The organism is Lewinellaceae bacterium, from assembly GCA_020636135.1.
Taxonomy (GTDB): Bacteria; Bacteroidota; Bacteroidia; order Chitinophagales; family Saprospiraceae; genus JAGQXC01.
Map to the genome: position 1 here is coordinate 446,588 of JACJYK010000001.1, position 24,699 is coordinate 471,286.

Annotated in this window: 13 protein-coding genes; 8 read left to right on the plus strand and 5 right to left on the minus strand. The window is 50.0% G+C overall.

Annotated features, from left to right (window positions below):
* Nucleotides 1–58: 58 nt before the first annotated feature.
* Both H6570_01820 and H6570_01825 read right to left on the minus strand, forming a co-directional pair.
* On the minus strand, nucleotides 59–664 hold the full coding sequence (locus H6570_01820; GenBank protein ID MCB9317993.1) for a DNA-binding response regulator: 606 nt from the start codon (nucleotides 662–664) through the stop codon (nucleotides 59–61).
* Nucleotides 661–2,730, minus strand: coding sequence for a hypothetical protein (locus tag H6570_01825; protein ID MCB9317994.1), 2,070 nt, complete (start codon nucleotides 2,728–2,730; stop codon nucleotides 661–663). Before H6570_01825 ends, H6570_01820 begins: the two co-directional genes overlap by 4 nt.
* Nucleotides 2,731–2,821: 91 nt before the next feature.
* On the opposite strand from H6570_01825, the gene rpsF reads away from it, so the two are divergent.
* The 5 genes from rpsF (at nucleotide 2,822) to H6570_01850 (ending at nucleotide 6,424) form a co-directional block, all read left to right on the plus strand.
* Nucleotides 2,822–3,295: a 30S ribosomal protein S6 gene (rpsF, locus tag H6570_01830; GenBank protein ID MCB9317995.1), complete on the plus strand. Its 474-nt coding sequence runs from the start codon at nucleotides 2,822–2,824 to the stop codon at nucleotides 3,293–3,295.
* A 32-nt stretch (nucleotides 3,296–3,327) separates the two neighbouring features.
* Nucleotides 3,328–3,594, plus strand: a complete 267-nt coding sequence (locus H6570_01835; protein MCB9317996.1) for a 30S ribosomal protein S18 — start codon at nucleotides 3,328–3,330, stop codon at nucleotides 3,592–3,594.
* Between the two features lie 19 nt (nucleotides 3,595–3,613).
* Nucleotides 3,614–4,060, plus strand: a complete 447-nt coding sequence (gene rplI / locus H6570_01840) for a 50S ribosomal protein L9 (GenBank protein ID MCB9317997.1) — start codon at nucleotides 3,614–3,616, stop codon at nucleotides 4,058–4,060.
* Between the two features lie 190 nt (nucleotides 4,061–4,250).
* Entirely contained in the window at nucleotides 4,251–5,723 is a 1,473-nt protein-coding gene (locus H6570_01845) for a hypothetical protein (GenBank protein ID MCB9317998.1), read from the plus strand.
* Between the two features lie 11 nt (nucleotides 5,724–5,734).
* On the plus strand, nucleotides 5,735–6,424 hold the full coding sequence (locus H6570_01850) for an ABC transporter ATP-binding protein (protein MCB9317999.1): 690 nt from the start codon (nucleotides 5,735–5,737) through the stop codon (nucleotides 6,422–6,424).
* Nucleotides 6,425–6,532: 108 nt separating this feature from the next.
* Here the strand turns inward: H6570_01850 and H6570_01855 are convergent, their stop codons facing one another.
* The gene (locus tag H6570_01855) at nucleotides 6,533–12,409 is read right to left on the minus strand and encodes a hypothetical protein (protein ID MCB9318000.1); all 5,877 of its coding nucleotides are present in this window, start codon (nucleotides 12,407–12,409) and stop codon (nucleotides 6,533–6,535) included.
* A gap of 2,038 nt (nucleotides 12,410–14,447) precedes the next feature.
* Here H6570_01855 and H6570_01860 point away from each other — a divergent pair.
* From H6570_01860 to H6570_01870, 3 genes are read left to right on the plus strand one after another with little or no spacing between them, the layout of a single operon-like run.
* Complete coding sequence (locus H6570_01860) at nucleotides 14,448–14,639, plus strand: hypothetical protein (protein ID MCB9318001.1); 192 nt, start codon at nucleotides 14,448–14,450, stop codon at nucleotides 14,637–14,639.
* 42 nt (nucleotides 14,640–14,681) lie between these two features.
* The gene (locus H6570_01865) at nucleotides 14,682–14,873 is read left to right on the plus strand and encodes a hypothetical protein (protein ID MCB9318002.1); all 192 of its coding nucleotides are present in this window, start codon (nucleotides 14,682–14,684) and stop codon (nucleotides 14,871–14,873) included.
* Nucleotides 14,874–14,915: 42 nt separating this feature from the next.
* Complete coding sequence (locus tag H6570_01870; GenBank protein MCB9318003.1) at nucleotides 14,916–15,107, plus strand: hypothetical protein; 192 nt, start codon at nucleotides 14,916–14,918, stop codon at nucleotides 15,105–15,107.
* 1,798 nt (nucleotides 15,108–16,905) lie between these two features.
* Here the strand turns inward: H6570_01870 and H6570_01875 are convergent.
* Both H6570_01875 and H6570_01880 read right to left on the minus strand, forming a co-directional pair.
* On the minus strand, nucleotides 16,906–23,766 hold the full coding sequence (locus tag H6570_01875) for a hypothetical protein (protein MCB9318004.1): 6,861 nt from the start codon (nucleotides 23,764–23,766) through the stop codon (nucleotides 16,906–16,908).
* Between the two features lie 188 nt (nucleotides 23,767–23,954).
* Nucleotides 23,955–24,698: a M48 family metallopeptidase gene (locus H6570_01880; GenBank protein MCB9318005.1), complete on the minus strand. Its 744-nt coding sequence runs from the start codon at nucleotides 24,696–24,698 to the stop codon at nucleotides 23,955–23,957.
* Nucleotide 24,699 lies beyond the last annotated feature (1 nt).

Here is a 24,699-nt window from a genome sequence, read left to right on the forward strand (position 1 = left end):
TTCAAATCTGCTGAATGGGACGGTCGATATGGACTGGCACGAAAAATTAGAACCCGGTTTATTGGCGAATCCTGGCCAATAGGCTTGTCCGGGAACTCACCTCCAGCTTTTGATAAATGTGGTTGAGGTGTGTTTTTACAGTATTGATGGAAATAAAAAGATGATCTGCGATGGCTTGATTGGAATACCCGTCCCGGATCAGCTTTACGATATCTATTTCCCGGTCGCTTAGCAGCGATAGCAATTCTTTTTCCCAGCTGGCCAGAACTGGATTTTCATCGGTAGGGGCACTGCGCTGATGATTTGCAAAGGCAATTTCCAGGGCAGCAAAAATATCTTTCTCTGTGAATGGTTTGACAACATATCCGGCGGGAGCAGTTGCTTTTGCTTTCTCCAGCGTTCCACGGTCTGCAAATGCAGTGAGGTAGATGAAGGGAAGATGGAGATGATTGTGAATGTGCCTTCCTATGGCAATGCCTTCCTGGCCTTTCCCCAGATGGATATCGAGCAGGATTATCTCAGGATCGCATGTTCTCAGGGCTTCCATCGCTTCTTCTTCTTCATAGGCAATGCCACAAACCAGGTAACCGGAGGATTTCAAATAGCGTTGGATGGCTGCCGCGATCAGCGGGTCATCTTCAATGATCAATACTCGCAAACTCATAGCAGATCAAGATTTGGAAGTAACAATGTAAAAAGTGTTCCATCGGCTTTGCGGTAAGCAAAACGTGCGCCCAATCGCTTGCTGAACATTTTAACCAGCTCCATCCCCAAGCCATCTGCGGTGGCGGGATCAAAATTTTCCGGGATTCCAACACCATTGTCCTGTACTTCAAGTGTCCAACCCTGACCGGGGTTTTCGAAAAGCCGGATTTCTATCCGGCCTGCCCGATCTCCGGGAAATCCGTGCTTGATGGCATTGCTGATCAGCTCATTGATGACCAGTGCCAAAGGAATCATGGTGTCAATACGAACGGTCTTGTCTGGTAACTCGGTGGACCAGGAGATACGGTTCGGTTTGACCTGATAGGAATCCATCAGGCTGGCAATCAGCTTTTCAATATAGGTCTTGATATTAACACCGGTCAGATGGCCATCCTGATATAAATTCTGATGGATCAATCCCATCGACTGCACGCGGTTTCGACCTTCATTCAATGCCTGGATGGCATGTGTATCCGAGGTGTGCTGTGATTGTAAATAGAGCAGACTGGAAATAACCTGCAGGTTGTTCTTTACCCGGTGGTGAATTTCTTTAAGCAGCAGTTCGCGTTCCTGGAGTGATGCCGCCAATTCTGCATTGGTGTCGGCCAGGGTCGTTGCGGTTTGCCGGCGATTCCGGTTCAAACCATATAATAACGTAATCAGCATTATTGCACTTAATAAACCGATTCCCAGTATCCAGTCGTTGCGGAGGGCTTTAGCGATGGTCAGATCTTTGATTTGATTTTGGGTAACCAATTGATAGATTTCCTGCTCTTTTTGAGCCGTTTGATAACGTATCTGCAGTTCCTGGATCCTGGTCCTGTTTTCAACCTGTAAGATGCTGTCATCCAGCCGTTTCCATTGCTCCAAATAAAGAAGCGCCTGGCCGGGCTGGCCGGCGGCTTTATGGATCTCGTACAATTGACCAAGAAAATCGGATTTGGCCTGGTAGAAGTTATCAGACAGCTCAAGGGCTTTTTTAGCAGAGTTGGCAGCTCGTGCATATTGATGTGTTTCCTGGTACAGATCAGCAAGGTTTTCCAGCATGATCAGCATGGCCGGGTAGTTGTGTTTACTCTCGTAATAGGGCAGGATGCGTTCGATACGCCGGATGATCAGTGGTGCCGGTTCGCTGTCAAATAAAGATCCCATGTGGAATGGTTTGACGCGGTCGAGGATCTTATCGGTGCCGATATAATCCAGGTATGCTTCGATGGCTGCCGCTTGCTTTTCCGGGTTATTGGTGATGCTGGCCAGTTGAATCTTGTGCCATAGGATAAATCCGACATTCATCCGACTGTCGTACCTGGTAGCACGCTGCAGACTTTCATTCAACTCCGATTCAGCCTGATCGAACTGTTGATGTACGCGGTAGATATCCGCACGTATCTTGGCATTCTCCCAATTAGAAAATGGGGTAGCCAGGTGACTGTACAAACTGTCACTGCGCAGGGTAAGCTCGAAGGCTTTGCTATAATCCTGCAGGTAGAAGAGCGTCTTTGCTTCTTGTTTGGTGTACAATGCCAGGGTTGCGGTGTCCCTGAGGGGTGTTACGAACTCCATGGCGGTGCGAATCGATTGAAGTGCTTCTTCCGCATGACCCTGACTTAGGTAAGTTCTGGATTTTTTGTAGGCAAGCTGATGGGACAAGATAGAATCAGGGTGTGAAGTCAGGTAGTTTTGAACCATATCGAGGTAAAAAACCGCCGAATCATCCTGGAATGAAATGTTCTTTTCGGCAAGATCAAGCCACCGGAGAACATCAGGTTTGCCTTCGGCCTGGGGTAGTTGAGCAAACGACGCAAGCGGGAGTCCACACCATATGACAGCGGTCAGCAGAATAAATTTTGGATATAAACACCTTTGCAGCATAATAGTGAATCGTGTTGGTTTCACCAGTGTGATCTTCGATGATCGTGATTCGGGATTGTAATGATAATGGATGATTTTAAACTGGGCAATATTTTCACATTCCCCGGCTTGCAAAACATGGCAGGCTAGTGAGGTCGCGGTTACGCCATGCATTCTCCTGATATTCAGACAAAAAACCTTTGTTATTACGATAGAAAAGGTCTATCTTTGCGGTCCATTTTGATAAAGTAAAATAAAATCTTTAATGAATCAGTACGAAGTTACCTTTATTGTCGATCCGGTACTGTCTGATACAGAGATCAAACAGACATCGGAAAACTACGTGGATCTTCTGAAAACAGAAGGTTGCCAAATCGTACACGTAGACGAGATGGGCTTACGTCAGTTGGCCTATCCAATCAAAAAGCGTAATTCGGGTATTTATTACTGTATTGAATTCCAATCCGATTCCGGCACCATTATTGGCCGCCTGGAATTGGCTTTACGTCGTGACGAGCGCATCATGCGTTTCCTGACAACCGCCCTGGATAAATACGGTATCAAGTACAACGAAGATAAACGGAATGGCCTCATCAAAAAACGTGATAAGGCTGAGAAGAAACCGGAGAAGTCATTTGGTCAGCCGACACCTGCTCCTACCAAGCCGGAAGAGCCAGCACAACCTGCCAAGGCTCCTGAAAAGGCACCGGTAGCTGCAGTAGCTGAAGAAGAAGAATAACCAAATTCAGACCATCCAAAAATTAGCACAAAATGGCATCAAGAGACGATATTAAATTTCTTAGTAACCCCAAGATTGGGCAGAATAAGAAAAAATATTGCCGGTTCAAGAAATACGGCATCAAATACATTGATTACAAAGATCCGGACTTCCTGTTAGGCTTTATCAATGAGCAAGGAAAGATCCTGCCGCGTCGGATCACGGGTAATTCGCTGAAATACCAGCGGAAAGTAGCCACCGCGATCAAGCGGGCACGTCATTTGGCCATGCTGCCTTATGTAGCGGATTTATTGAAGTAATCGGAAAAATGTAACAGTCATGGAACTCATTTTATTAAAAGATGTAACCAATCTGGGCGATAAACACGAAGTGGTGACGGTAAAAGACGGCTATGGCCGTAATTACCTGATCCCTCAGGGCATAGCTATTGTGGCCAACTCGATGAATCGCCGTAAACTCGCAGAACTCAAACGCCGGGAAGAAGCAATCGAAACCAAGCGTTTGGATGAATATAAAGCCGTCGTCGACAAAATCGGCGGGCAGGTATTGCGCATAGCAGCCAAAGCAGGTACCTCAGGTAAAATCTTTGGAAGCGTAACCAATGTGCAATTGGCACAGGCTTTAAAAGATCAACTCGATGTGGATGTGGATCGGCATAAGATCCACTTGATTGAAGATGTGAAAATGTTGGGAACCTATACCGCTGACCTCAAATTGCATAAAGAGGTCGTGACCCAACTGGCATTCGAGGTGGTCCAGGACTAAGTTTATTCTATTTTCACACGATGAAGGCTTTCTTTCGAACCGTCGAAGGGAAGCTTTTTTTTATGTATAAGATGGTGTGTTCGACGCATCAATCAGGCGATTTGGCGATTAATTGACCAATGCATCCCCGCGTTTTGTATTTTCTCGAAGAATTTCCTTATTTCAGGGATTAACGGAAAAAACATTTCCCATGCGCGTTCCCCTCACCCGCTATCAATGGCTAAGTTGGGTACGGTCACCAGCCCTGACCCAGCAAATCGTTCAAACGGTAATTCTTGCCCTGTTTGGCCTGTATATGGCGGCTAACCTGGTATTTCTAAGCCTGTTTGCCACCAAAATCATGCAGGAGGTGTATCCTCAGGCAGACCCGGCGATAAAACTGGGAGGATTGCTGATCTATGGATTCTTTGCCGGATTATTAATGCGTATCCTGTTTCAGAAATTCCCGGCCATACACATCAAACCTTATCTACTCCTGCCCATCACAAGGAGCAATCTGATCCACTACCTGCTGCGCTCTTCACTGACCAGTTTTTTTAACTGGATACCACTTTTTATCCTGATCCCGTATTTTGTCCAGGATGTCCTGCCATCCCATTCGGCAGCGTATGCCATACACTTCTTGTTGTTTTACACAGGTTTTGTGCTCTTTAACAACTACCTCGCATTCAGCATTGATAAGCTCTTTAAGCTCAAGCCTGCAGTTGCAGCTATACCGGTAATTCTGTTGATTGGTGTGTTTATTGCTGATCACCGTGGATGGATTGCCGTATCACCCGTGCTGGAAAGCTGGTTTGCTGCCTGCATGCAGAAGGGATGGATTGCCTCATTACCATTGATCGGGGCGATAGTGCTCTATGTTTACAATTTGAAGGCTTTGGGCCGGGTTTATTTTCTGGTTGACCGGAACTCCAATCAGCCAGTCACAGAGATGAGTATACCTACCACCTGGCTTGGCAGGTTGGGTCCGACAGGCATATTGATAGGCAATGAAATCAGGATGATCTGGCGGCATAAGCGATCCCGGTCCCTGCTATACATTGCTTCCCTAATGGTGCTGTATCCACTGATATTCATGGGTAACCCGGTGATGGATTTTGTTGCCTTCAAGATATTTCTGGCCTTATTCATCACGGGCATATTTGCTTTGAACTATGGCCAGCTGATGCTGAGCTGGAACAGTCCTCATTTCGACTTTTTAGCTACCCGACAAGTCCGTATTGAGGATATCTTCCGGGCGAAATACTACACCCTGGCTGGATCCTGTGTTGTATTGTTTTTGATCACCCTGCCTTACGGATGGGTTTATCCCGATTATTTGCCGGCACACATCGCTTTATTTCTCTTTAATGTGGGCTTTTCCATTTATATCTATATGATTCTGGCAGCCTTTAACAGTAAGCGGATTGATCCTTCCAAGGGCGCCATGATGAATTACGAAGGGATATCCATCGTTCATTTTTTCATTTTATTACCCTTGTGGGGAATCCCCTTCTTGATTTATGTGGCATTTCAATTTCTGGGCGCGAATGTGCCTTTTTTAATCATTGGCGGTCTGGGAGTCATCGGAGCATTATTTCACCCCACGATTATCCATCAGGTAACCAGATTGTTTGAAAGCAGGAAATATCCCATTCTTTCGGCATTTCGGAAAAAATCATAAACGTTCGAGGTATGATCCAATTTCAGCAAGTCATTAAGAAATACGGAAATCAGGTAGTCCTGGACATTCCCGAACTGGAGATCAGGGAGGGGCAATTGTTTGGCCTGGTCGGTAATAATGGTGCCGGGAAAACCACGGCCTTCAGTCTTTTACTCGATCTGATTCCACCGGACCGGGGACAAATCCTGTCGAAAGGAGAAACGGTACAGCACCATGAAGGATGGAAGCGGTACACAACTGCATTTTTGGATGAGAGCTTTCTGATGGACTTTCTGACCCCGGAGGAATATTTTAATTTTATTGGTGAATTGTACGGCTGGGGGAAAGCGCAGGTTAACGCTTTTCTGGAGCACTACCAGCCGTTTTTTAATGATGAGGTGCTTGGCAAAAGGAAGTATATCCGCGATTTTTCGAAAGGGAATCAAAAGAAGATCGGATTGATCGGAGCGCTCATTGGCGACCCGGAAGTCATCATTCTTGATGAACCTTTTGCAAATCTGGATCCCACCACTCAGATACGATTCAAGCGCATTGTCGAAGAACTGGAGTCTACCCGAACCGTATTGATTTCCAGTCATGACCTGAATCACATCACGGAAATCTGCCGGCGCATTGTTTTGCTCAATAAAGGCAAGATCGAGAAGGATATACAGGTATCGCCTTCAACCTTGCAGGAGCTGGAGGACTATTTTGCAGGATAGTTCGTGGATCGTGATCTTGTCAAAAAAATATTAATCCTGAATAAAATAAAAGGGCGGCTATGCATGAAGCAGTTGCCGCCCAATTGTCAAATCGTAGACGAAAATGATCTATTCTATCCGGATAAACTGGCCGTACATGATGTAGGCATTGACCCGAACGATGACGTAGTATGGACCAGGAGTCCATCCTTCGGTATTGATCTGCAGTTCTTTTGCACCTTTTTGCATCGGAACTGTCTTCTTGTATACCGGAATGCCCTGACCGTTAACGATTTGTATGCTTCCCTCCTCGGTGGAGATTGGAATTTCAAATGCCAGCTTCACCAGGTTGACAGTCGGGTTCGGATAAGCCGTGATCTTTCCAACTGTCGTATTGATTTCAACTGGTGCCTCGGTTAGCTCCTCACCTTCAGGTGTGGTAATCGAGTTGGTGACGGACCATGAGGTCACGATGCGGCATTCGTCAAATCCATCGTTGATGAACCCAAGTGCATCGGTGATATCACCTAATCCTACACCTACATTTTCACCCCCTAACGCCCGGCTGGCCAGATCAAACAATTGGCTGATGGTAAATCCGGTTCCCAATTTCTGCAATACTGCTGTAGAGAAACAGAATGTTTGTTCGGTACCGGGAACTGGATAGGCATTGCCGTTAGCGCCACAGTTGCTGGATGAAGCGGTTGTCATGCAATTGCCCATTATTTGAGTGCTTCCAAGGTTACCATCCAGGCGCATATTGAGTGCCAGGGTAATGGCTTGGGATACCAGAGTATTCTTACTGGTAGCCACACCTTTGCTGGTTCTGGTACTAAAGTTGAAGGAACCGCAACTTCCATTGCCGCTATTCAACGCGACCGATGGTCCACCTCCGCCTAACAATCCGATGATACAAGCTACGTCATTAGAATTTAAGGTAAATGACCGACCTGGTTTGCCCAGAACAATTGGACCAGAAGCCATAAGATCAGTGATCAGTGGCGTGGTTTGGCGACCATCACAATAGCGGCCTCTGTCATTACCATAAAAGCCTTGCGTTAATGTACATCCACCACCTAAATCCGAGGTTGGGGCGTCGGCTTCAACGGTACAAGTTGAGCTACATCCATTTTGATCGGTTACTGTAAGCTCGAGTATCAGATGATCGCTTCCTGCATCCAGGTTTACAGTCGAACTGTTGCCCCCGGAAGTGATGTTCCAATTACCAGACAAAATGGTCCATTCGTATTGCATGGGATCCATACCACCGGTAACATCTGCCATAAAGGTATTGCTGGCTAGAGTGCTGATCTCGTTAGGTGCGATGATCGAACAGACCGGTGAGCTACCCTCGATGCACACATCTCGTGTAAAGGTGGTTTGGTTGCCACAGTTATCCGTAAATACATAGGTCAGGATGTATTTACCAGCTTCGCAATCCCAGTTAATTTCAGGGACATCTACCGTAATATCCGGACTGCAGTTATCGGTTGCTGTCAAACTCCAATTGTTATTGAAGAATGATTCAAAAGTCATCGGTGTAATGCACTCCACATTTGGTGGATTGACCACAACTGGTGGTTCGTGGTCGGCAGGTACAGAAATCTTTTGGGTTACTGATGCCTGATTGCCACACTTATCCGTTGCGGTCGTAGTCCGGTAAATGGTCACTCCACAACTTGAGGATTGCTCGGTACAACCCAGATTGAGATTGAAGTCAGAATTTACACCATTGCGATGATAAGTATTACCATTGTAAACAATGTCGCCATAGTATGTAAACCATCCTGACATGCCGTATGTATAGGTAAATACATTCGCATTCTCCCCGACCTGGAATCCGTAATAGTAGTTGGATGGATTATGGGTCAAGGACAGTTGAGATCCAGCGTAGGCACGAATGCCTGTAAAAGTATTGGCCTTACTGTCGTCCATTTCATAATAGGTCCAATCCAGGTAATTGTTTCCGGCAATACCGGAATTTTTATACCCGCGTCCCATAGCGCTCCACTCTTCCCAGTTGGAACCATTGCGCATCCAGATGTCAAATTCCCAGGCAAGCTGATCATTATTCACATTGGATACTGTTCCATAGAAATGAGCGGTACCATCGGCAAATTGGTCGAATCCACCTTGCTCTACGTGGAAGAGGAGACTGGAAGCTCCCGGCATATTCTGGAACCAGCCAATTCTGGGATCACTTTCATTGGACCAGTCCATATTCACCAGATCACAGTGGCTGCCACCTTCTGTTACCATGCTATCCTGGTAAGTTACTGTGACATTGCCATCACAGTTATCAACAACTGTAAGCGGAGTGAAATCTGGAATGGGCTGTCCGCAAGAAAGTATAATATCACCAGTATTTCCAATGAAAATCGGAGCTTCATCGTCCAATACTGTAATGTTCTGGGTGACAATCTCAGATTGATTTCCACAGGCATCCTCTGCATACCATGACTTACTCATCATATATCCACAGTCAATTTCCGATCTGACTTCTAATCCCTCGATAAGTTGTGGAGTACCACAGTTATCTTCTGCTACTGGAGCATCCCAAGACCAATCCTCATTGCAGGAATATGACTTATCCTGTAAAGCACTAATGGTTGGAGGTGTATTGTCAGGATCCCTCGTAATGGTCTGGGTCACCGTTGCCTGATTGCCACAATGGTCAGTAGCAATCGTAGTTCTGATGACTGTGGTCCCACAAGAATTATTGCTATTGGTACAACCCAGATTAAGGTTGAAGTCAGAGTTGATACCGGTGCGATGATAAGTCTTGCCATTGTAAATGATGTCTCCGTTGTAGGTAAACCACCCGGACATGCCGTAGGTAAATGTAAACACATTGGCATTCTCCCCGACCTGGAATCCGTAATAGTAGTTGGATGGATTATGGGTCAAGGACAGGTGAGAACCTGTGTAGGCACGAATACCGGTGAAGGTATTGGCCTTGCTGTCATCCATTTCGTAATAGGTCCAATCGAGGTAATTGTTACCGGCAATTCCGGAATTTTTATACCCGCGACCCATAGCACTCCACTCATCCCAGGTGGAGCCGTTGCGCATCCAGATGTCAAATTCCCAGGCAAGCTGATCGTTGTTTACATTGGATACTGTTCCATAGAAATGAGCGGTACCATCGGCAAATTGGTCGAATCCACCTTGCTCTACGTGGAAGAGGAGACTGGAAGCTCCCGGCATATTCTGGAACCATCCGATCCGTGGATCACTTTCATTGGACCAATCCATGTTAACGAGATCACAGTGACTTCCTTCTTCAGTAACCACACTGTCCTTATACGTGACAATTACATTATTATCACAGTTATCAACTGCCGTAAGTGGTGTGAACTCCGGGATGGCCTGACCACAGGAAAGAATAATATCCTTTGTGTCGCCAATGAAAACCGGAGGCTCGTTGTCCTCGACCGTAATGGTCTGGGTGACAATGTCGGACTGATTACCACAGGCATCCACCGCATACCAGGATTTTGATACCTGATAACCACATTCCGTATTGGTACGGGTTTCCACACCTTCGATCATATCCGGAGTTCCACATTCATCCTGAGCTACAGGCGTATCCCAGGTCCAACCTTCATCGCAACTGAAGAATTTATCTTCTAATGCAGAAATGGAAGGCTTGGTATGGTCTGAGATGGTTATGGACTGAGACATAGAGGTGGTATTGCCACAGGCATCCGTAGCAGTCCAGGTACGCAGGATCGTGGTGGTACAACCGGTGCTGTTTTCAGTGCAACCGAGATTCAAGTTAAAGTCAGAGTTGATGCTGTTGCGCTGATACTCGTGGTTGTTATATACGATGGTACCTGAATAGTTAAACCACCCGGACATTCCGTATGTATTGGTAAACACATTCGCATTCTGACCTACCTGGAATCCATAATAGTAGTTACCCGGATTATGAGTCAGATTTAAAACCGACCCATCGTATGAACGCAACCCGGTCAATGTATTGGATTTGGAATCATCCATTTCATAATAGGTCCAATCCAGGTAATTGTTTCCAGCTATGCCTGCATCTTTGTAACCGCGACCCAGGGCGCTCCAAGCATCCCAATTGGAACCGTTACGCATCCAGATATCAAATTCCCAGGCCAATTCACTGTTGTTGATGTTGGATACAACACCATAGAAGTGTGCAGTTCCATCACCAAATTGCTCGAAATTGCCACTTTCAACATTAAACAGGTTGGAACTTGCACCTGGCATGTTCTGGAACCATCCGATACGCGGAGCTTCTTCCTGAGGACGATCCATATTGACAATGGTACAACCTTGGTTCTCAGTCGTCGTTGTCTCTTCAGTCATGGTGACTTTGACTTCGCTGCAGTCATCGACAGCATTTACCTTAGTACTTGGAATTTCCTCGATACACGATAACGTCAAATCTTTTGGTACATCAATGAATGTTGGAGCTGTTTCATCGATGACCGTAATGGTTTGAGTTACAGGACCGGATTCGTTTCCACAATTATCCTTTGCTATCCAGGTCTTGGTGATCTGATATCCACATTCAACCTTCGTGGTCTCCGTCTTACCTTCAACAAGTGAAACGCTGCTGCAATCATCGGAGACTTCAGGTTTGTCCCACTGCCAGTTTTCATTACAACTTACGGTCTTGTCCTCCACAGGATTAATTACAGGTGCCGTTTCGTCGATGTAATAGATGTGCTGGGTCACCGGTTTGGTTTGACCTCCACAATCACTTACAGCATACCACGATTTTGTCAGTACATACCCACAATCCAGGTCTTCACGTACGACTTCACCTTCGATAATTTCATAATCTACCGGACAATCGACATTAACTTCCGGTTTGCCGAATTCAGGCTTGTCGTCTTGAGGTGGATTAACCGATTCACAAGAAGCAGGACCACAAATCTCAATGGTTGAAACCCTTCTTCCGTATTTGATGCTGGTGGAAATTTTACCAAGTTCAGGGCTTCCATCCACACATATCACATAGGTTTTGGATTTCCCTTTCTTAATGCCTTCATCCCACTTACATCCAAAAGCTTGAGTGGTGGGATCTGGTTTCGAAATTCGGGCTTCACCGCCAATACACGTTGCACAATCCATCATATCCAGGTCGCCAATCATGGAATGGCTGATTTCCGGATCAATGTTACTATGAATGGTGTAGGTGTAACAGGTTTGGTTACTTTCCTTATCGTATTCGTAACCTTCAAACGTGATGGAGTGGCCATCTACTGTGTAATAAACCGTTGTTTCCTCACAGGAAGCAGGTTCCGTTCCGCCTGGTGAATTGTTCACATCGGTACATGACAGATAGATATCTTTTGGTGGTACCAACGTGATGCTGGAAGTATTGTCAACCGTTATGGTCTGAGATACTACATTGGATTGATTTCCACATGCGTCAACAGCATACCATGTTTTTGTCAAAATATAGCCACAGGAAGATGGCTCTTCAGTAACCGGTCCCTCCATTAATGTAACTGAGCTGCAGTTATCACTGGCAAACGGTTTGTCCCAGATGACTTCATCATTACAGGACAAGAATTTGTCTTTTAGCTCCGTAATTTTCGGAGAGAGATCGTCGATGACTGTTATACGCTGTTCCATAGTCATGGGCTCTCCACAATCCATAGTTGCTGTGTAAGTTCTGATCAACATTTCACCACATTCCAAAGGTTGAATTTCTTCTACCATACGGACTGTCGATTGGCTACAGCCAATTGTTTTAACAGTTGGCGCCAGCGGCATAGGATCACTACAGCTGATGGTAATGTCCGTAAGTTTGGTGTCAAATGTTGGGGTGCCTCCATTTTCAACTGTGACGTACTGAGTAACTTCAGGAGATTTATTTCCACAATCATCAATTGCATACCAGGTTTTTGACAATTGGTATCCACAAGCCAAGCCAATCGAATCTACTTTTCCTTCAATTAAGGTTGCTTTGCTGCAATTATCTTCTGCTTGTGGTATGCTCCATGCCCAAGTTTCGCAGGTCACAGTAATATCATCCAGTTTGGTGATACTAGGTGCTTCGGTATCGATGACGGTTACGGTCTGTGCTACGGGCTCGGACTGGTTACCACACTCGTCGGTGGCGGTCCAGGTACGGGTGAGGGTATAGCCGCAGGCGAGGTCTTCGCGAACGGGCTCGGAACCTACCGGATTGAGGCCTTCTTCACAGTTATCATCGACGGTGGGTTGATCCCAGGTCCAGTTGTCGTCACAGGTTACGGTTTTATCTTCCGGTTGTGAGAGTACCGGTGCTTCGGTATCGATGACGGTTACGGTCTGTGCTACGGGCTCGGACTGGTTACCACACTCGTCGGTGGCGGTCCAGGTACGGGTGAGGGTATAGCCGCAGGCGAGGTCTTCGCGAACGGGCTCGGAACCTACCGGATTGAGACCTTCTTCGCAGTTGTCATCGACGGTGGGTTGATCCCATGTCCAGGTGTCGTCACAGGTTACGGTTTTATCTTCGGGTTGTGAGAGTACCGGCGCTTCGGTATCGATGACGGTTACGGTCTGTGATACGGGTTCGGACTGGTTGCCACACTCATCGGTTGCGGTCCAGGTACGGGTGAGGGTATAGCCGCAGGCGAGGTCTTCGCGAACGGGCTCGGAACCTACCGGATTGAGACCTTCTTCACAGTTATCATCGACGGTGGGTTGATCCCAGGTCCAGGTGTCGTCACAGGTTACGGTTTTATCTTCCGGTTGTGAGAGTACCGGCGCTTCGGTATCGATGACGGTTACGGTCTGTGATACGGGTTCGGACTGGTTGCCACACTCATCGGTTGCGGTCCAGGTACGGGTGAGGGTATAGCCGCAGGCGAGGTCTTCGCGAACGGGCTCGGAACCTACCGGATTGAGGCCTTCTTCACAGTTATCATCGACGGTGGGTTGATCCCAGGTCCAGTTGTCGTCACAGGTTACGGTTTTATCTTCCGGTTGTGAGAGTACCGGCGCTTCGGTATCGATGACGGTTACGGTCTGTGCTACGGGCTCGGACTGGTTACCACACTCGTCGGTGGCGGTCCAGGTACGGGTGAGGGTATAGCCGCAGGCGAAGTCTTCGCGAACGGGCTCGGAACCTACCGGATTGAGACCTTCTTCGCAGTTGTCATCGACGGTGGGTTGATCCCATGTCCAGGTGTCGTCACAGGTTACGGTTTTATCTTCGGGTTGTGAGAGTACCGGCGCTTCGGTATCGATGACGGTTACGGTCTGAGATACGGGCTCGGACTGGTTACCACACTCGTCGGTGGCGGTCCAGGTACGGGTGAGGGTATAGCCGCAGGCGAGGTCTTCGCGAACGGGCTCGGAACCTACCGGATTGAGACCTTCTTCACAGTTGTCGTCGACGGTGGGTTGATCCCAGGTCCAGTTGTCGTCACAGGTTACGGTTTTATCTTCCGGTTGTGAGAGTACCGGCGCTTCGGTATCGATGACGGTTACGGTCTGTGCTACGAGCTCGGACTGGTTACCACACTCGTCGGTGGCGGTCCAGGTACGGGTGAGGGTATAGCCGCAGGCGAGGTCTTCGCGAACGGGCTCGGAACCTACCGGATTGAGACCTTCTTCGCAGTTGTCATCGACGGTGGGTTGATCCCATGTCCAGGTGTCGTCACAGGTTACGGTTTTATCTTCGGGTTGTGAGAGTACCGGCGCTTCGGTATCGATGACGGTTACGGTCTGTGATACGGGTTCGGACTGGTTGCCACACTCATCGGTTGCGGTCCAGGTACGGGTGAGGGTATAGCCGCAGGCGAGGTCTTCGCGAACGGGCTCGGAACCTACCGGATTGAGACCTTCTTCACAGTTATCATCGACGGTGGGTTGATCCCATGTCCAGTTGTCGTCGCAGGTTACGGTTTTATCTTCCGGTTGTGAGAGTACCGGCGCTTCGGTATCGATGACGGTTACGGTCTGCGATACGGGCTCGGACTGGTTACCACACTCGTCGGTGGCGGTCCAGGTACGGGTGAGGGTATAGCCGCAGGCGAGGTCTTCGCGAACGGGCTCGGAACCTACCGGATTGAGACCTTCTTCACAGTTGTCGTCGACGGTGGGTTCATCCCATGTCCAGTTGTCGTCGCAGGTTACGGTTTTATCTTCCGGTTGTGAGAGTACCGGTGCTTCGGTATCGATGACGGTTACGGTCTGCGATACGGGCTCGGACTGGTTACCACACTCGTCGGTGGCGGTCCAGGTACGGGTGAGGGTATAGCCGCAGGCGAGGTCTTCGCGAACGGGCTCGGAACCTACCGGATTGAGACCTTCTTCACAGTTATCATCGACGGTGGGTTCATCCCATGTCCAGTTGTCGTCGCAGGTTACGGTTTTATCTTCCGGTTGTGAGAGTACCGGTGCTTCGGTATCGATGACGGTTACGGTCTGCGATACGGGCTCGGACTGGTTACCACACTCGTCGGTGGCGGTCCAGGTACGGGTGAGGGTATAGCCGCAGGCGAGGTCTTCGCGAACGGGCTCAGAACCTACCGGATTGAGGCCTTCTTCGCAGTTGTCATCGACGGAGGGTTCATCCCATGTCCAGTTGTCGTCGCAGGCTACGGTTTTGTCGGCCGGTTGTGAGAGTACCGGCGCTTCGGTATCGATGACGGTTACGGTCTGCGATACGGGCTCGGACTGGTTACCACACTCGTCGGTGGCGGTCCAGGTACGGGTGAGGGTATAGCCGCAGGCGAGGTCTTCGCGAACGGGCTCAGAACCTACCGGATTGAGGCCTTCTTCGCAGTTGTCATCGACGGAGGGTTCATCCCATGTCCAGTTGTCGTCGCAGGCTACGGTTTTGTCGGCCGGTTGTGAGAGTACCGGTGCTTCGGTATCGATGACGGTTACGGTCTGAGATACGGGCTCGGACTGGTTACCACACTCGTCGGTGGCGGTCCAGGTACGGGTGAGGGTATAGCCGCAGGCGAGGTCTTCGCGAACGGGCTCGGAACCTACCGGATTGAGGCCTTCTTCGCAGTTATCATCGACGGTGGGTTGATCCCATGTCCAGTTGTCGTCGCAGGTTACGGTTTTATCTTCGGGTTGTGAGAGTACCGGTGCTTCGGTATCGATGACGGTTACGGTCTGAGAAACGGGCTCGGACTGGTTACCACACTCGTCGGTGGCGGTCCAGGTACGGGTGAGGGTATAGCCGCAGGCGAGGTCTTCGCGAACGGGCTCGGAACCTACCGGATTGAGACCTTCTTCGCAGTTGTCGTCGACGGTGGGTTGATCCCATGTCCAGTTGTCGTCGCAGGTTACGGTTTTATCTTCCGGTTGTGAGAGTACCGGTGCTTCGGTATCGATGACGGTTACGGTCTGAGAAACGGGCTCGGACTGGTTACCACACTCGTCGGTGGCGGTCCAGGTACGGGTGAGGGTATAGCCGCAGGCGAGGTCTTCGCGAACGGGCTCGGAACCTACCGGATTGAGACCTTCTTCACAGTTATCATCGACGGTGGGTTGATCCCATGTCCAGTTGTCGTCGCAGGTTACGGTTTTATCTTCCGGTTGTGAGAGTACCGGTGCTTCGGTATCGATGACGGTTACGGTCTGTGCTACGGGCTCGGACTGGTTACCACACTCGTCGGTGGCGGTCCAGGTACGGGTGAGGGTATAGCCGCAGGCGAGGTCTTCGCGAACGGGCTCGGAACCTACCGGATTGAGACCTTCTTCACAGTTGTCGTCGACGGTGGGTTGATCCCATGTCCAGTTGTCGTCACAGGTTACGGTTTTATCTTCCGGTTGTGAGAGTACCGGTGCTTCGGTATCGATGACGGTTACGGTCTGAGATACGGGCTCGGACTGGTTACCACACTCGTCGGTTGCGGTCCAGGTACGGGTGAGGGTATAGCCGCAGGCGAGGTCTTCGCGAACGGGCTCGGAACCTACCGGATTGAGGCCTTCTTCACAGTTATCATCGACGGTGGGTTGATCCCAGGTCCAGTTGTCGTCACAGGTTACGGTTTTATCTTCCGGTTGTGAGAGTACCGGTGCTTCGGTATCGATGACGGTTACGGTCTGTGCTACGGGCTCGGACTGGTTACCACACTCGTCGGTGGCGGTCCAGGTACGGGTGAGGGTATAACCGCAGGCGAGGTCTTCGCGAACGGGCTCGGAACCTACCGGATTGAGACCTTCTTCGCAGTTGTCATCGACGGTGGGTTGATCCCATGTCCAGGTGTCGTCACAGGTTACGGTTTTATCTTCGGGTTGTGAGAGTACCGGTGCTTCGGTATCGATGACGGTTACGGTCTGTGATACGGGTTCGGACTGGTTGCCACACTCATCGGTTGCGGTCCAGGTACGGGTGAGGGTATAGCCGCAGGCGAGGTCTTCGCGAACGGGCTCGGAACCTACCGGATTGAGACCTTCTTCACAGTTATCATCGACGGTGGGTTGATCCCATGTCCAGGTGTCGTCACAGGTTACGGTTTTATCTTCGGGTTGTGAGAGTACCGGCGCTTCGGTATCGATGACGGTTACGGTCTGTGATACGGGTTCGGACTGGTTGCCACACTCATCGGTTGCGGTCCAGGTACGGGTGTGGTATAGCCGCAGGCGAGGTCTTCGCGAACGGGCTCGGAACCTACCGGATTGAGACCTTCTTCACAGTTATCATCGACGGTGGGTTGATCCCAGGTCCAGGTGTCGTCACAGGTTACGGTTTTATCTTCCGGTTGTGAGAGTACCGGCGCTTCGGTATCGATGACGGTTACGGTCTGAGAAACGGGCTCGGACTGGTTACCACACTCGTCGGTGGCGGTCCAGGTACGGGTGAGGGTATAGCCGCAGGCGAGGTCTTCGCGAACGGGCTCGGAACCTACCGGATTGAGACCTTCTTCACAGTTGTCGTCGACGGTGGGTTGATCCCATGTCCAGTTGTCGTCACAGGTTACGGTTTTATCTTCCGGTTGTGAGAGTACCGGTGCTTCGGTATCGATGACGGTTACGGTCTGAGATACGGGCTCGGACTGGTTGCCACACTCGTCGGTGGCGGTCCAGGTACGGGTGAGGGTATAGCCGCAGGCGAGGTCTTCGCGAACGGGCTCGGAACCTACCGGATTGAGGCCTTCTTCGCAGTTGTCGTCGACGGTGGGTTGATCCCATGTCCAGTTGTCGTCACAGGTTACGGTTTTATCTTCCGGTTGTGAGAGTACCGGCGCTTCGGTATCGATGACGGTTACGGTCTGCGATACGGGCTCGGACTGGTTACCACACTCGTCGGTGGCGGTCCAGGTACGGGTGAGGGTATAGCCGCAGGCGAGGTCTTCGCGAACGGGCTCGGAACCTACCGGATTGAGACCTTCTTCACAGTTATCATCGACGGTGGGTTCATCCCATGTCCAGTTGTCGTCGCAGGTTACGGTTTTATCTTCCGGTTGTGAGAGTACCGGTGCTTCGGTATCGATGACGGTTACGGTCTGCGATACGGGCTCGGACTGGTTACCACACTCGTCGGTGGCGGTCCAGGTACGGGTGAGGGTATAGCCGCAGGCGAGGTCTTCGCGAACGGGCTCGGAACCTACCGGATTGAGACCTTCTTCGCAGTTGTCGTCGACGGTGGGTTCATCCCATGTCCAGTTGTCGTCGCAGGTTACGGTTTTATCTTCCGGTTGTGAGAGTACCGGTGCTTCGGTATCGATGACGGTTACGGTCTGCGATACGGGCTCGGACTGGTTACCACACTCGTCGGTGGCGGTCCAGGTACGGGTGAGGGTATAGCCGCAGGCGAGGTCTTCGCGAACGGGCTCAGAACCTACCGGATTGAGGCCTTCTTCGCAGTTGTCATCGACGGAGGGTTCATCCCATGTCCAGTTGTCGTCGCAGGCTACGGTTTTGTCGGCCGGTTGTGAGAGTACCGGTGCTTCGGTATCGATGACGGTTACGGTCTGAGATACGGGCTCGGACTGGTTACCACACTCGTCGGTGGCGGTCCAGGTACGGGTGAGGGTATAGCCGCAGGCGAGGTCTTCGCGAACGGGCTCGGAACCTACCGGATTGAGGCCTTCTTCGCAGTTATCATCAACGGTGGGTTGATCCCAGGTCCAGTTGTCGTCGCAGGTTACGGTTTTATCTTCGGGTTGTGAGAGTACCGGTGCTTCGGTATCGATGACGGTTACGGTCTGAGATACGGGCTCGGACTGGTTACCACACTCGTCGGTGGCGGTCCAGGTACGGGTGAGGGTATAGCCGCAGGCGAGGTCTTCGCGAACGGGCTCGGAACCTACCGGATTGAGACCTTCTTCGCAGTTGTCGTCGACGGTGGGTTGATCCCATGTCCAGTTGTCGTCACAGGTTACGGTTTTATCTTCCGGTTGTGAGAGTACCGGTGCTTCGGTATCGATGACGGTTACGGTCTGAGATACGGGCTCGGACTGGTTACCACACTCGTCGGTGGCGGTCCAGGTACGGGTGAGGGTATAGCCGCAGGCGAGGTCTTCGCGAACGGGCTCGGAACCTACCGGATTGAGACCTTCTTCACAGTTGTCGTCGACGGTGGGTTGATCCCATGTCCAGTTGTCGTCACAGGTTACGGTTTTATCTTCCGGTTGTGAGAGTACCGGTGCTTCGGTATCGATGACGGTTACGGTCTGAGATACGGGCTCGGACTGGTTACCACACTCGTCGGTGGCGGTCCAGGTACGGGTGAGGGTATAACCACAGGTCAGATTGACGCGTACGGGTTCAGAACCTACGGGTTGCAGGTTTTCTTCGCAGTTGTCATCGACGGTGGGTTCATCCCAGGTCCAGGTGTCGTCGCAGGCTACGGTTTTATCGGCTGGCTGCGAGAGTACCGGTGCTTCGTTGTCGGTGACGGTCACGGTCTGCGATACCGGATCGGACTCATTACCACAAGCGTCGGTGGCCGTCCAGGTGCGGGTTAAGGTATATCCGCAGGTCAGGTTGACGCGCACGGGCTCGGAACCGACGGGTTTGAGGTTTTCTTCGCAGTTGTCATCGACGGTGGGTTCATCCCATGTCCAGGTATCGTCGCAGGCTACGGTTCTGTCTTCGGGTTGCGATAAGACAGGCGCTTCGTCGTCGGTGACAGTAATGGTTTGAGATACGGGGTCGGACTCATTTCCACACTCGTCGGTGGCGGTCCAGGTGCGGGTGAGGGTATATCCACAGGTTTGATTGACGCGAACGGGCTCGGAACCTACCGGATTGAGACCTTCTTCACAGTTATCGTCTACGGTAGGGATGTCCCATGTCCAAGTGTCGTCGCAGGCTACGGTTCTGTCTTCGGGTTGTGAGAGTACCGGTGCTTCGGTATCGATGACGGTTACGGTCTGTGATACGGGCTCGGACTGGTTGCCACACTCGTCGGTGGCGGTCCAGGTACGGGTGAGGGTATAGCCGCAGGCGAGGTCTTCGCGAACGGGCTCGGAACCTACCGGATTGAGACCTTCTTCGCAGTTGTCGTCGACGGTGGGTTGATCCCATGTCCAGTTGTCGTCACAGGTTACGGTTTTATCTTCCGGTTGTGAGAGTACCGGTGCTTCGGTATCGATGACGGTTACGGTCTGAGATACGGGCTCGGACTGGTTACCACACTCGTCGGTGGCGGTCCAGGTACGGGTGAGGGTATAGCCGCAGGCGAGGTCTTCGCGAACGGGCTCGGAACCTACCGGATTGAGACCTTCTTCACAGTTGTCGTCGACGGTGGGTTGATCCCATGTCCAGTTGTCGTCACAGGTTACGGTTTTATCTTCCGGTTGTGAGAGTACCGGTGCTTCGGTATCGATGACGGTTACGGTCTGAGATACGGGCTCGGACTGGTTGCCACACTCGTCGGTGGCGGTCCAGGTACGGGTGAGGGTATAGCCGCAGGCGAGGTCTTCGCGAACGGGCTCGGAACCTACCGGATTGAGGCCTTCTTCGCAGTTGTCGTCGACGGTGGGTTGATCCCATGTCCAGTTGTCGTCGCAGGTTACGGTTTTATCGGCCGGCTGCGAGAGGACTGGCGCTTCGGTATCGGTGACGGTTACGGTCTGTGATACGGGCTCGGACTGGTTGCCACAAGCGTCGGTGGCGGTCCAGGTGCGGGTGAGGGTATAGCCGCAGGCGAGGTCTTCGCGAACGGGCTCGGAACCTACCGGATTGAGACCTTCTTCGCAGTTGTCGTCGACGGTGGGTTGATCCCATGTCCAGTTGTCGTCACAGGTTACGGTTTTATCTTCCGGTTGTGAGAGTACCGGTGCTTCGGTATCGATGACGGTTACGGTCTGAGATACGGGCTCGGACTGGTTACCACACTCGTCGGTGGCGGTCCAGGTACGGGTGAGGGTATAGCCGCAGGCGAGGTCTTCGCGAACGGGCTCGGAACCTACCGGATTGAGACCTTCTTCACAGTTGTCGTCGACGGTGGGTTGATCCCATGTCCAGTTGTCGTCACAGGTTACGGTTTTATCTTCCGGTTGTGAGAGTACCGGTGCTTCGGTATCGATGACGGTTACGGTCTGAGATACGGGCTCGGACTGGTTGCCACACTCGTCGGTGGCGGTCCAGGTACGGGTGAGGGTATAGCCGCAGGCGAGGTCTTCGCGAACGGGCTCGGAACCTACCGGATTGAGGCCTTCTTCGCAGTTGTCGTCGACGGTGGGTTGATCCCATGTCCAGTTGTCGTCGCAGGTTACGGTTTTATCGGCCGGCTGCGAGAGGACTGGCGCTTCGGTATCGGTGACGGTCACGGTTTGAGATACGGGGTCGGACTCATTGCCACAAGCGTCGGTGGCGGTCCAGGTGCGGGTTAAGGTATATCCGCAGGTCAGGTTGACACGTACGGGCTCGGAACCGACGGGTTTAAGGTTTTCTTCGCAGTTGTCATCGACGGTGGGTTCATCCCAGGTCCAGGTGTCGTCGCAGGCTACGGTTTTATCGGCCGGCTGCGAGAGTACCGGCGCTTCGTTGTCGGTGACGGTCACGGTTTGAGATACGGGCTCGGACTCATTACCACAAGCGTCGGTGGCGGTCCAGGTGCGGGTCAGGGTATATCCGCAGGTCAGATTGACGCGTACGGGCTCGGAGCCTACGGGTTTGAGGTTTTCTTCGCAGTTGTCATCGACGGTGGGTTCATCCCATGTCCAGGTATCGTCGCAGGCTACGGTTCTGTCTTCGGGTTGCGATAAGACAGGCGCTTCGTCGTCGGTGACAGTAATGGTTTGAGAAACGGGCTCGGACTGGTTGCCACAAGCATCGGTGGCGGTCCAGGTGCGGGTGAGGGTATATCCACAGGTTTGATTGACGCGAACGGGCTCGGAGCCGACGGGCTGGAGACCTTCTTCACAGTTATCGTCCACGGTAGGGATGTCCCATGTCCAGGTGTCGTCGCAGGCTACGGTTTTATCTTCGGGTTGCGATAGGACAGGTGCTTCGTCGTCAAGAACAGTGATGGTTTGGTAGACAGGATCTGATTCATTTCCACAAGCATCAACACCAATCCAACTCCTTGTTAATATATAACCACAAACTAAATCTTCACGCTCAATCTCGGAAGCAATTATCTGAGCATCCTCGTCGCAATTATCTTCAATTGCAGGAACATCCCAAATTAAATCATCGCCGCAATAAACAGTTTTGTCTTCAGGTTCATCAATATTCGGCTCTTCATCATCAATAATTGTGATGAACTGTTTTATTGTGTCAGAAACATTTTGACAATGATCGATAGCGACCCACGCTCTAACAAGTGTATATCCGCAAGCTGCTGGGATAGAATATACTCTAGAATCCATGATCAGATCTTCATCACACTCATCAAAGGCATTTGGGGTTTCCCATTGTGGAGTTTCAGTGCACGAAATGGTCAAATTGGTTAGTGGATCAATTATTGGAGGTTCATTATCAGTAATTGTAATGGTTTGAGTTACTAGATTGGAAGTATTGCCACAATCGTCAATTGCATACCAGGTGCGGATATAACGATATCCACATTCGAGTGCTTCCTGAATAATTTGATCACCATGGTATTCTAAGTCTTCATCACAATTGTCAACACCCATAGGTGTGGACCAAGTAATATTCTCACCACAATTTATGTTTTTATCCATCAAAGGATATAATGTAGGTGGTTGATTATCAACTACAATTACGGTCTGATAAGCAGTATCTGAAGTATTTCCACAGTTGTCGGTAGCATACCATTTCTTTGTTACCTGGTATCCACAAGCCAGGTTAACTTGAGTGCCTGTTATTTGGTGTAAAAATGCAAAAGGGTCACAGTTGTCTGTGACCATTGGCATATCAAATGTCCAGTTTTGATCGCAGTTTACTGTTTTATTTTCTAATGGTGTTAAATGTGGAGGCGTCGTATCCAGCACAGTAATTTTCTGGTGAACACTTCCGGATTTGTTTCCACAATCATCGATTGCATGCCAATACCTTATAGTTGTATAGCCACAAGATTGGTTTTGTTGCCTTGTGCTGTCTACAACCAATGTTCCAGTGGTACAATTATCACTGGTTACCGGATCATTCCAAATCAGGTTATCCTGACAATAAATGGTTTTGTCAGCAGGAGGAATAATGGAAGGGGCAGTTTGATCAAGCACATCTACTGTTTGTGACACAGTCGGAGAAGCATTATCACAATCGTCGATGGCATACCAGGTACGAATGACCCGTTGTCCGCAAGATATTGTTGAAGATTGGGTAGACACGGTTATGATCTCAAAAGAGCTGCATGAATCAGTGACAACCGGATTTCCGAAGGACCAAATTTCATCACAAGAAACAGTCTTGTTCGCAGGGGCTTGAATTGATGGGGCAACTGTATCAATTAAGGTGATCTTTTGCCAGACGGTATCAGATTGATTACCGCAGTCATCGATAGCAATCCAAGGTACTAAGACCTGGTAATAGCAATCTTTAGAAACCTGGACAGTATCAAAACGCATAAAGGTTGGTATACCACAATTGTCTGTGCCAGTCGGTTCATCATAAACCAGTTTCCGCGAACAAGAGATTGTCTTGTCCGCCGGTTTAATGATCGTTGGCGGTGTAATATCTTCCACCGTTATCGTCTGGGAACCTGTAGCAGTCCCCTGGCATTCGTCGGTGGCTATCCAGGTTCGTGTTACGGTATAAGATTGGGCACACTCGCCATTATCGTACTCATCACTGAGTGAGTCGAGTGTGAATTGGGCACACTCGCCATTAGCGGTTATGACTGGTCTTCCAAAAGTCCAGGGAACATCACAGGATACGGTGATATCATCCGGTGCAATTATTGAAATCGCCGGAACTGGATTAATGGGTGCCGTGTTTTCGGCAAAAATTTGGTTGGTTGGTTGAATAAGAAGCGAGAACAAGAATAAAATTGTAGAGACTGTTCTCATGCTCGTGGATTAATGGTTTAATAATTGGTTGCACGTTTGCAACCACTGCAATACAGTTCGAATTTGGAGGGGGGGAAAATGAGAGAACCTGAAAAACTGGGTTCCCGGACATACATCCACAAAAATCAGGCCTAATAACCCGTATCGGGTGATCTTAACAATAAATAGGTCTTTTTACAGGGAAACTGCTAAAAATGACATCGGTGACTGTTAGCTTTCAGCCATGCTTCGTGTTGTTTATAATCCGGCAAAATGCTAGCTACAATTGAGTAAAAAGCTCGAGAATGATTCATCTCGATCAAATGGGCGAGTTCATGAATAATCACATAATCCTGGACAATCTCAGGCGCAAACAAAAGCCGTGTGGAAAGATTAATGTTTCCGGTATGGCTACAGCTACCCCAGTTGCTCCGATTATGTTTTAAGCGTATGGTACCGATTGGCCGCTTAAAATGCTGTTCGTTGAGTTGCCTGACCCGCTCTGAAATACGAGGTTTTTGGTGTTGACCAATGATCCGGCTTAATAGGGTTGGAATGTGTTTATTGATAACTTCTTCCGTCGCTGTGTTAGGGATTTGAATTTTTATTTTCTTTCCGTCCTTTAAGCGGGCGGTAAACGAGACCGAATCGTGGCGCTGAAACTCCAGAATGTACGTTTGATCACCAACGATAAACTCCTGACCATCAATGTATTCTTTCTGGTAAAAGTGTGCTGCCAGGTTCGGATTGTCAGACAGTTGATTTTTTATCCAAAGATTTGCTCTTTCGATTTCACGAGATAGCTGCCCTGATCCTGTAAGGTGCGGAAATCTTAAATAGGCCCCTTTTTTACCAATTGAAAATCGAATGCTTCGTCTCCATTCCCGGACAACATGCACCGGTATTTTCCACCCATCGCTCTTCAGGAGATATGATGTGGATTTGGCTTTCATT